Origin of the sequence: Mycobacterium mantenii, from assembly GCF_001667865.1 — a bacterium.
Taxonomy (GTDB): domain Bacteria; phylum Actinomycetota; class Actinomycetes; order Mycobacteriales; family Mycobacteriaceae; genus Mycobacterium; species Mycobacterium mantenii_A.
The window spans coordinates 14,385-23,954 of the sequence record NZ_LZJP01000042.1; the positions used below are offsets into that span (position 1 = coordinate 14,385).

The window sequence follows — 9,570 nt, forward strand, 5'->3', positions numbered from 1 at the left end:
TTCGCTGTTGGCCGCGCTGGCCGCCGCTGGCGGTGTTAGACGAGTGCCGCCGCCTCGCGTCAAAATTCGACGCGCTCCGGCGTCACACGTACGCGAGCTCGAGGGCCGCGGCGAGATACTCAACGTTATGCCTGGTCAGCGACACCCCTCTTTCTCATATGACAGAATTTCGGTACGCTTTGGTGTTATGAAGGACGTTCGGACCCCAGGGGCGGCCCTCGCCGAGGTGCCCGTCGGTAGCTTCGTGCGAGTCAATGACCTGCCCGGCAGCCGCGCCGCTGCCAGCTGTGCGGCGTCACGCGCCCACAAAGCGGGCGACCTGGTGCCGATCGCCAAGGGCCTCTACTTCAAGGGCGCCAGGAGTCGGTACGGGATGACGCGGCCGACGGCCGAGCAGATCGCAGTGCAGGTGCTCGGAACCATCGGCGCTGGACCGGTGGGCGTCTCGGCTGCCCGGACATTCGGGCTGACCACCCAGATCCCAGCAGAACCGACGTTCAGCGTTGCTGGTCCCGTACCCACGGTGCACGGACTGAAGGTGTCCAAGCGCAACAACATGCGCCGCCGCGACCTGAGATGGACAGAGGTCGCGCTGCTCGAGTTGCTACGCGGTGACTGGGAACAGACCGTCGACGACGGCTGGAACGCGCTCGTCGACGCCGCCGATGACGCGGTCCGCAATGGCCGCGTCCGCCTAGAACAGGTCGGCGATGCGGTTGACGGAGAACGGTCACCGGCTGCGAGGACGCACTTCAGCCACCTCGTCGAGGAGCTGCGCGGCCGTGGCGTGGCCGCTTAATGGCGCTGCTGCGCGACCACCCTGAAGACCTTCAGGGCCTCATCGGCGCCGCAGCCGCTACGCGCGCCCTCGACCAGACTTTCCTGGAGAAAGATTTCTGGGTCACCGAAGTGCTGCGCGCCGCGACCGTGCCCCGCATGCTGACAGCCAGAGACGGAACGAAGCACCCGACCGGCACGATCTTTAAGGGTGGCACCAGCTTGAGCCGTATCTATGGGCTAATCGAACGCTTCTCCGAGGACGTCGATTTGCTGGTGCGGTTCCCCGATGTGGACGCAAGCCCTGGGGCCAAAGACAAGGTTCTCAAGGGCATTCGTGACGACGTGGCCGACCATCTGAGGTTGGACGCCACACAGTTGACGCTCGAGGCAGCCACCACCGGTGTCAAACGCAACGTGCGATACCACTATCCCGGTTCAACCGTGCCCGACCACGGCCCCGTGAGTTCCGGCGTGCTGTTGGAAATGGGCTGCCGTGGCGGCACATACCCCACTCAAAAGCACCAGTTGCGTTCGATGGTCGCCGATTACGCGATCCACCAGCTCAACGAATCACAGGATACCTGGGACGAATTCGCCCCCGTCGCCGTCGAGGTTCTGGCTCCGGTTCGGACACTTCTGGAGAAGCTCGCGTTGCTGCACGACGCAGTATCACGTTACGAACAGGAAGGTGACGGTCGGCTGCTGAAGGCAGGCCGGCACATCTACGACGTCCACCAGATGCTCGTCTGCCCCGACGTCGTAGCAGAACTCGAGGCGATCGGGACTGATGGGGTCATGCGGTTGTGCGCCGATATCGACGAACACAGCCACGCCGCAGAGTTCACCTTCACTCCCCGTCCCGACGATGGGTACGGTTGCAGCCCGTTGGTGGATCCATCGCACCCCAGCCGGGCGGTCCTAAATCGGGGCTACAACCAAGTGATGGGACTGGTGTACGGCACACGCCCTGCTTTCGACAATTGCATCGCCGCCATCGGCGCGCGCGCAGCATTGCTCTGAAGCCGCTCGAAGAACATCCGTAATCGACTGACAGTTCGGGTAGCGAAGCCCGTCATAAGTGCACCGTTCTTGTCGCTCGACCCGCTTGGTAGAGATGACAGGCGGGTCGGAGCCTTTTGGCTCAATCCTCGATTGGAAGGTTCCTCAGCTGTTCCCGCAGCTGCGCAGCATCGGACTCGAGCTTTTGTAAACGCCGTTCCAGCGCCGTGCGCGAGGGCTTGGGTTTCATTGGCTTGACGGGCTTTGGCCTGGGCGAAACCCAATCGATGGGTTCGTAGGCCACCAGCCTCCGCACCACAGAGCACATGTAGCACTCGTGGAATGGAGCGGGACGAGGCCAGCCGGCGTCCAGCAGGTGCTTGTGCCACCTATCTAGCTCCGCCATCTCGGCCCGCATTTCCTTGAGCCGCTCGGGCGTGGGATGGGTCGGGCCGTCTTCGGGTTTCCAATCAACATCGGTAACTACGTCGGCGAAGTGTCCACAATCCAGCAGGGTTTTCCAGAACGCCGATTTGTGCGGCTCGGGGTGCTGGATGACTGCCCATATGTCGGGGTGGTCGGCCCACATCTGTGGCGGCTCGACTGGATCGGCCGGGAACTCCCGCACCTCGCAGTAGCCCCAATCGGCAACATTGCGGATTGGCTTGAGCCTCTTTCGGTGCTTGCCGCAGCACAGGAACTCGCCCGGTGGCAACCATTCCTGGGCCAACCCGTCAAAATCGGAAGACGTGGCGATGGTGCTATCCGGCTTGACTTTGCCCTCGGCGCAATACGAGTTCTTCAACCGTTCTTCAATACACCCGCAATCGAGTTCGATACGCCACCGGAATACGTCGCTGGGGTCGGGCGCCCAGAACCTCCAAAGCGGAGGCTTGATGTGTTCCCGTCGTTTCCTGTTGCGGCTCTCATATTCGGCAAGGACGACATCGGCTGGCCGTGGCTTACCGGGCAGGCGGCGTTGCTTTGCCTCTATCGCTGGCGGCCGTTGCTCGACGGTGTGGCGGTTTGAGGTGCCGGGCAGAACCTTGTCGAGGTATTTCTCGATCGTCTCGGCGCCCTGGCCCCTCATCTTGCACCGTCCACCCGTGTAGCCAGCCACTGCTCAACGTCGGCGCGGCGGTACATCACCCGCCGACCGAGCTTGAATGACTTAGGTCCACTATGGCCCGCCGCTCTCCACCACCGCAATGTGGACGGCTGCTGTCGTGTCATCTCCGCCACTTCGGCGAGGGTAAGAATCTCGCCGTTGGGCGCTGCAACTGCTGGCTCCTGGCGCGTAGTCGCCGATTGTCGGCTGACTGGCAACTGCCGCGCGAGGCTTTCTGCGATGGACAGCAGGGCGTAGGCACTCGCCAACTTCCACGGTGTTGTGTGGGCCGTGTCGATCCGGTCGGCAGCCCGGACCGCTTTCTCATACCAATTCATATCAGCCACCTCCACTTTCGCTACCGCTTTCGTCCGCCGACATTTGCTCCGCACGAACTTGGCGCAGTCGCAACCTATGGCCGCGCAATCCCCCTCGGGCCGGGTGCATCTTGCTTCCCGGCATCGTGAAGCCCGGTAGACGAACGGCGTCTGCGAATCTCAGTCTCTTTGGCACCGATCCACCGTGGCAAGGACCAGCTCGTGGGTCACGGGCTTGCCGTCGATCAACAGCGCGGCGATCTCGCACACTGCGGGCCATAGGACATCCAGTTCGTCGAGCCACGCCCCTTCCCACACACGCCCGACTGGGCCGAAGCCGAGCATCTCGGCCAAGGCGCACAGCATCTCGATACGGCTTTCATACTTATCGGTGTCGCCGTCGCTGTTTTCCATCCAGACATATTCGAGAGCTTCGCCCAGATCGTCGACTTCGTCCTCGTGCTCAACAGTCCACATCGCCTCCGCCCACGGTCCTGCAAAGGTCACGAACGGCTGGTCGGCATACGCGCTGCTGTGCTCCGTCTCGCCGGGGATATCCGCACTTTCATCCGGGACGGACCAGTCGACATGGCCGAGCGAAACACGGATCAACTTTCCGCCTCGTGCGACAGCTGCGACAGCATGCCCCGCCTCATGGTGCGCATGGCGTGACGTCGCACGAGCATCGACAGCGGCAACCAGTTCAGGGTCAGACTCAGGTATCAAGGTCACTGTCATTCCTCCTCTTCCGTTGGCCGCTATTGATGCTGCAGCCACCAGGGCCGGTTAGACCCAATTGGTGCCCGACTGCGTGCCGTTCGTGGGCGGGTGGGGAGACGTAGTTCAGCATGGGCCAACACCATCTACGCCGCATCGGAACGCGCGTGCGGACTGCGCTCGCCGCGCAGCAGTCGGCTGACCATAGGCTGGGTCCAGCGGTGACCGCGTTGCGGTTTGACTCCGCGAGAGTTCAGTACATCGGCGATCAGCGATTGGGAGGCGTAGGACTGCAGCCATCTGGCGAAGGCCCGTGTCTGCAGGCGTCGCTCAGGCCACGCCGCTGCCAGATCGGGTTCTGGTGGGACCTGTAGCCCTGCAGCTAAGTCACGATCGCGGCGGATCCGAAGCCGACGGAATCGCGGCTCGGTGTCCAGCACACCCGCATGCCCGTTGTCGTCCGGCTGGGCAAGGCCTCCCGTCAGTTGGTCCAGTAGAGCCTCAATCGTCGGCACGGCTCGGCGCCCGACGACCGCGGCATCAAGCGCCTGAGCGGCATCGAGCGTGCGGCGAACCGCGAAATCGAACTCGTCGACCGGGTGCTCCCAACAGTAGATCGCGGGCCCCAGTTGAAGCCGAAGTCCGCGACGGTTCAGCCAATTAGCGACCAGTCTCGGGGTCTGCGCCCCTGGCATATCTACCGGATACGGGACAAACAGCGCAGCGTGAAGGCGCGCGCAGTCCGACAGTGCGGACACGAGGCCGTCGGCGCTGTCTAGCGGATCAACCTGCCGTGTCCCGTGGGGATCAGAGTGCCACGCTTTGATGTCGAGGCCGACGCTATGTGCGAGCTCTCTAACCAGGTCGGCATGGTTTTGGACAGTGTCGGCATCGCCGTAAACGATGGCGAGGTTAGACGTCTGTTGCGTATGCATTGGTTAACTCCAAGGTCGTATTTGATTGCGATATTCGCTGGTCACAGCGGACATTGATAGCCGCGCGCAGGTTCACTGGTCACCTGCCGCGGGCACACTCGCGCGGATTGCGGCCTGCGCCTGCCCCAGCAGCTGCGACAACGTGACGTGCAGGGCCTCGAGGCCGGTGACCACCTTGCTCGCGCCCGCGCGAACCGTCAGGGCGGATTTGAGGATGTCCTGCATCGTGACGAGCTGCTGGTGTGCCTCGGCGATCTTGCGGTCAGCGACACCGAGGTCGCCGCCGCGTGCCTCCGCGACCCGCCGCTGCGCCTGCACGACCAGAAGCTGGATCGTCGCACGCACCATCCCCGGGTCGTCCTCGACGTCGTAAGCGATCACCGCACGGCCGGGCCCGAGGATGGCAATCATCTCTTTGCCCGGAACCAGGTCCCGCGTCGGCACGATGCCCAGCGACGCCTGCGCGCCGCGATTTCGCTCAGCGTCGGCAAGGTAATTTGGCCAATTTCGCGTCGCCCCGCTCGTCGTGAATTCGAGGACGACCCGCGCAGCAGGCGTAGCAGAGTCGGCGGCGGCGACCTCGATCACACCATCGCCTTTCTTGCAACCACGGATTTCGCCGACCACGTCCGACGTTTCCGTATATGACGCGCCGATACCGCACGCAATGCCCTCGACCACGGCGCCGACGGCCTCTTCGTATGGCTTGCCCTTCGCCGGCGACGCCTTCCGTACCGCCGCTACGGCGGCCGTCGTGTTCGCCGCGTTCCGCACCTCGACCACAAGCTCCATGAGCCGGTCGATTCGCGCATAGAGGTCGGCATTCTGGCGCTGTCGGTCGTCTTTTAGCTGTTGGTTGAGCTGGCCGAATGGTGTACCCGGGTCTGTGGCGTCGAGTGACCGCGAGACTGTCGTCAGCGTGTCCGTCAGTGAACGGTGCCAACCCTCCCGGGCCTCGGCCATCGCGCCGCTGACGACCTCTTTGATTGACGCCGCAATCGGGCTCCCGTCGGCGGCGAGCAGCCGGTCGAGTCGCTCGGCCACTGCTTTTACGGGCGCATCGAGCGTCTGGGCGGACTCGGTTTGGAACCGCTTGAGCGCGGCCTGTACCACCTCGGACACCTTCGCCGACGCCTCAATCGCACTGGTGCTCGCACGTTGCGCAGTCTCCACCAAGCCAGTCGTCGCACTCTCGGCGCGCTCGGTGAGCGCGGCGACGGTTGTGTTCAGCGCCGCAACACCGGCGGAATCCGCGGTTGCTGACAACACGCGTGCTCCCAGTGCGACCGCCTCGCACACGAACGGCGTCAGGTCCAGCCCCTCCGCAACGGTTTCGTCGACTGGTTCCCCACGGGTACCGGTCGGCCAGTGCAGCGCTTCGGCCGCAACTACAGGGTCGAGAATGTCGACGCCCGCAATGTGCAGGCCAAGCCCTGGGACGAGATGAGCGCCCGACGACTTAGCCGCCGGGGGCACACCTCCCTTTATGACAGTCATTTCGCCGACTCCGTCCAGACCAACGGCCACTGGCCGTTGTCGTCTCGGCACCCGACCTTGACCCTTAGGCCGTCGATCGGCTGCAATGCATTCCAGGCGCTGGCCTGGCGCTCGGCACGTGCCCGGTTGGCATATGCCAGGGCAACTGTCAGTGGTTGTCCCCGCTGGGGTGCGACAATAAAGGGCACCCCGTGCCGGGTCTTATGGAATCGAATGGGATCGATCATTGGTACTCCTTGATAGTGGCCGGCTTTTGTCGGCGCTGTATGCCTCCGACTTTCCCGAATAGCGCGGCTTGGGGCCAGGGTCTATTGCGCAATGCGCAATGCGCAACGAGCGCTTGACAGGGGCCCGCGTTAAAGCGGATCCTCAACCGCATGGCTTCCCGCAGCGCCGCCGACACGGTGGTTATGACCGACGCCTTCAGGAATGTGCTCCATCAGCAGCGGGAGAAGCTGAACGCTGACGGTAAGGAGCGGCGGCCGGGGGACGCCCCGCTTTCACGGGCGAGGCTCGCGGCCCAGATCGAAAACTGTGACCCCAGCACAGTCGCAAAGTGGGAAAACGGGCCGACCAAGCAGATTGCCCGGGAAACGGTCGAACAGCTCGCGGTCTTCGAATTGCCGGATGACGAAGGCCGGTTGTACGTTGCCCTCGGCATTCTGCCGAAGACAGCGGAGAAGAAGCTCTCCGTCTACCGACGGGCGGTCGGGAGCAACGGCCTGCCGATAACGATCGACACGGTTAGGCGGATCGAGGCCGAACTTATTGCGGAGGAGGTGTACGCGCGCGACCCGTCACCGCCGCCCATCCCGGTGCCGGACCACGTCTTAGCCCGCATCGGGCAAATCAACCGGCCCTTCTTTGTTCCGCCGTCAGACATGGGACCCAACACGCCACTCGTGGCCTTCACGTCAAAGCCGGTTCACAACCAGCCTCCAGAGAGGGTCGATGTGCGAATTGCGCTGCCAGCCGCGGCATCTCCGGCCGTTTACCAATTCGCCCTCGCCCACGCCGCGGCGCACCGGCTGCTCGGTAAAGACCGCTGCCAATTCCTGCCCGCGCTGTCGTCATCTCTGCGGGCGTTCGGCGCCATCTCAAACCTGCCTGAGGTAGAGGTGATGGCGAACAATGTCGCCATTCGGTTGCTGGCGCCGCAAGAAGCCGTTAGGCGTGCCCACGACGAGGCGGTTGTCGCAATTGCCCGTGCTGACGAGCAGGCCGACTTCTGGGCAATCGGCCTCCCGGAAGTGGCGGGGGAGGCTTCGCCGGAATGGGTCGACATCGTGACGCGCGTGGCGACGCAGTTGAACGTTCCCGGGTGGCTCGCATGCCGTCGGCTTGTCGAGGAGGGTCTGATGGATTTACCTCCAATCACGGGGTGGGGCCGATGACGACTCCCGAGCCCTTCGATCGAAGTTTGCCAAGCCCGATCGGCCGACTTCGTGACCTCCTCGCGTCGGCTGGTGAGGCCGTTGTAGGTGAAACCCTTTCTTCGGTGCAGCAGCGCATGTACCAGGCGGGAGACCTCGAACGTCACCTGCTCGATTTGGTGAGAGACGACGGTCGGCCCGACTTGGTTGTAATCGCCGGTTCCGCCGGCGGGGGGAAGTCAGCGATTATCCGCCACGTCCTTGACGATTCGGGCACAAATTTCGGCGACTGCATCGCAGATGCGACGCATGCCGAAGCGCCCAATAAAGAACAGGTAGATCGGCTTGCGGACTTTTTCTCGCCGTTCGTGGGCACGGACAGGCCTGGTGGACCGACAAGACTGATCGCGATGAACACCGGCATGGTGCTGAAGTTCTTCAGGGACCTGTCTCGCCGGGGACGAGCCAATCAATATGCTGCCCTTGAGCATTACATGAAGGAACGCCTTAACGTCCCGATGTCAGTCAGCGTTGACTACCCCAGTTGGCTGAACGACGCGGTTTTGATCATCAATCTGGATCATCGGCCGACTGCTGGACAGGCGGGCGACATCTTCGATCTCATGCTGGAGCGGCTTGACCCGGACAGGGTCGATGGAGTGCTCGAAGGGGCGCCACGATGTGAGACGTGCAAGGTCATTGGTTGGTGCTATCCGCGCGCAAACGCACAAATAATGAGCAGCGAGCCGGGCCGGACCGCGCTGAATGGTGCGGTTGGGGACATCGCACTGCGACGAGGCAGAAACCTTGCGCCTCGCGCGCTTTGGGACCTAGCTGGACAGCTTGCGCTCGGAGGCATAAACACCAATGAAAATGATCCCTGCGATGTCATCGCAGAGATTGCGGAGGCGAATGACATCACGGCAGTCATCCAAGGACTAGCAACAGGGACCGCACTTGATGACGGGACGGGCCTATGCGCTGACTTGGTTGGTGCCGACCCAAGCCTGGCTCCATCGAGCCAGGTTCATGACCTTGTGGCGGCGGCAGGTCTGGATCCGCACGCTGACGCTTCAGTGGTCCGCGGCGCGTTGGCCGGTGAGTCCGGAACCCGCCCGGCTGTCGAGACCGCCGCCGCCGCAATCCGTGAAGGGCGGGCGGCGATCGGCGGCCGACAGCTCGCACGAGCCGCTTGGCTGGGCGGTCTCGTGCCCTCCCGCGCGCAAATCCCAGATTCTTTTGCCGCCGCACTGATTGCGCAGCAAGGCTTGTCAGACGGGGCAGAGACACCGCGGGAGCTCCTCGAGGCGATCGAGTACGTCGCAGAGGGGCTCGCTTCGGGTTTCGGCGTCGTTTCTGGGCCCGAGTCCTTTTTCCCGACTGACGATGGCGCGGGCGTGACGAGGAAGACGGACGTCTTCGTCCGCGCGGATCTTGTCCAGGAGGGCATGTTGTGGCCACCCCCAGATGGCGACCCGATCGTCGCCGCAAATCCGCGTGGCGCCAAAGTTGTAGGTTACCGTCCACTCACCATCGCGATGCAGCTCACCGTGCAGGCCCAGCGAAGGGGCAGCGGAACTGCCGTGATCCAGCCCCTTGACGTAAGTCTCCCGCTTTGGGATCTGCTGGGCCGCGCCGCCGCGGGAACCGTTCCGTCATCGGTCGACAAGGAGCGTTTCCTCGGACTGAGGCGAGCGATGGAGTCGGTTGGACGGCTTGCCGGTCAGGATCGGATGCTGCCTTTGCTCGTCCGCCGTCGGGGGAGCAATCGGAAGTTCCGGATCGCGCCATTTGGTCCTGGTGGCCGAATACTTCGTGCGAATGAGGTCCTTTAATTGGTTACG

General features: G+C 63.5%; 10 protein-coding genes. 4 read left to right on the forward strand and 6 right to left on the reverse strand.

The genetic code is table 11. From position 1 onward, the window contains the following. The first annotated feature begins 187 nt into the window (after nt 1–187). Both A5688_RS06570 and A5688_RS06575 read left to right on the forward strand, forming a co-directional pair. Nucleotides 188–799 (forward strand): hypothetical protein, encoded by a 612-nt coding sequence (locus A5688_RS06570; protein ID WP_067910845.1) that lies wholly within the window; start codon nt 188–190, stop codon nt 797–799. After that, complete coding sequence (locus A5688_RS06575) at nt 799–1,800, forward strand: nucleotidyl transferase AbiEii/AbiGii toxin family protein (RefSeq protein ID WP_067910842.1); 1,002 nt, start codon at nt 799–801, stop codon at nt 1,798–1,800. Before A5688_RS06570 ends, A5688_RS06575 begins: the two co-directional genes overlap by 1 nt. 121 nt (nt 1,801–1,921) lie before the next feature. On the opposite strand, the gene A5688_RS06580 is transcribed toward A5688_RS06575, so the two are convergent. The 6 genes from A5688_RS06580 to A5688_RS27535 all read right to left on the reverse strand — a co-directional run bounded on the left by A5688_RS06580 (nt 1,922) and on the right by A5688_RS27535 (nt 6,580). Beyond that, a complete protein-coding gene (locus A5688_RS06580) occupies nt 1,922–2,869 on the reverse strand; it encodes a hypothetical protein (RefSeq protein ID WP_067910839.1) in 948 nt (315 codons plus the stop codon). Next, entirely contained in the window at nt 2,866–3,225 is a 360-nt protein-coding gene (locus A5688_RS28410) for a helix-turn-helix domain-containing protein (RefSeq protein ID WP_082955102.1), read from the reverse strand. Before A5688_RS28410 ends, A5688_RS06580 begins: the two co-directional genes overlap by 4 nt. Nucleotides 3,226–3,384: 159 nt before the next feature. Further along, nucleotides 3,385–3,942, reverse strand: coding sequence for a hypothetical protein (locus A5688_RS06590; RefSeq protein WP_131812144.1), 558 nt, complete (start codon nt 3,940–3,942; stop codon nt 3,385–3,387). Between the two features lie 125 nt (nt 3,943–4,067). Next, on the reverse strand, nt 4,068–4,856 hold the full coding sequence (locus A5688_RS06595) for a hypothetical protein (RefSeq protein ID WP_067910833.1): 789 nt from the start codon (nt 4,854–4,856) through the stop codon (nt 4,068–4,070). Nucleotides 4,857–4,928: 72 nt separating this feature from the next. Further along, the gene (locus A5688_RS06600; RefSeq protein WP_131812143.1) at nt 4,929–6,353 is read right to left on the reverse strand and encodes a hypothetical protein; all 1,425 of its coding nucleotides are present in this window, start codon (nt 6,351–6,353) and stop codon (nt 4,929–4,931) included. Beyond that, nucleotides 6,350–6,580, reverse strand: coding sequence for a hypothetical protein (locus A5688_RS27535; RefSeq protein WP_131812142.1), 231 nt, complete (start codon nt 6,578–6,580; stop codon nt 6,350–6,352). The genes A5688_RS06600 and A5688_RS27535 overlap by 4 nt, the downstream gene beginning before the upstream one ends. A 150-nt stretch (nt 6,581–6,730) precedes the next feature. Between A5688_RS27535 and A5688_RS06605 the strand changes: the two genes are divergently transcribed. Together A5688_RS06605 and A5688_RS06610 are read left to right on the forward strand one after the other, a co-directional pair. Continuing rightward, entirely contained in the window at nt 6,731–7,747 is a 1,017-nt protein-coding gene (locus tag A5688_RS06605; RefSeq protein WP_067910827.1) for a helix-turn-helix transcriptional regulator, read from the forward strand. After that, nucleotides 7,744–9,561 (forward strand): hypothetical protein, encoded by a 1,818-nt coding sequence (locus A5688_RS06610; protein ID WP_131812141.1) that lies wholly within the window; start codon nt 7,744–7,746, stop codon nt 9,559–9,561. Before A5688_RS06605 ends, A5688_RS06610 begins: the two co-directional genes overlap by 4 nt. Nucleotides 9,562–9,570 lie beyond the last annotated feature (9 nt).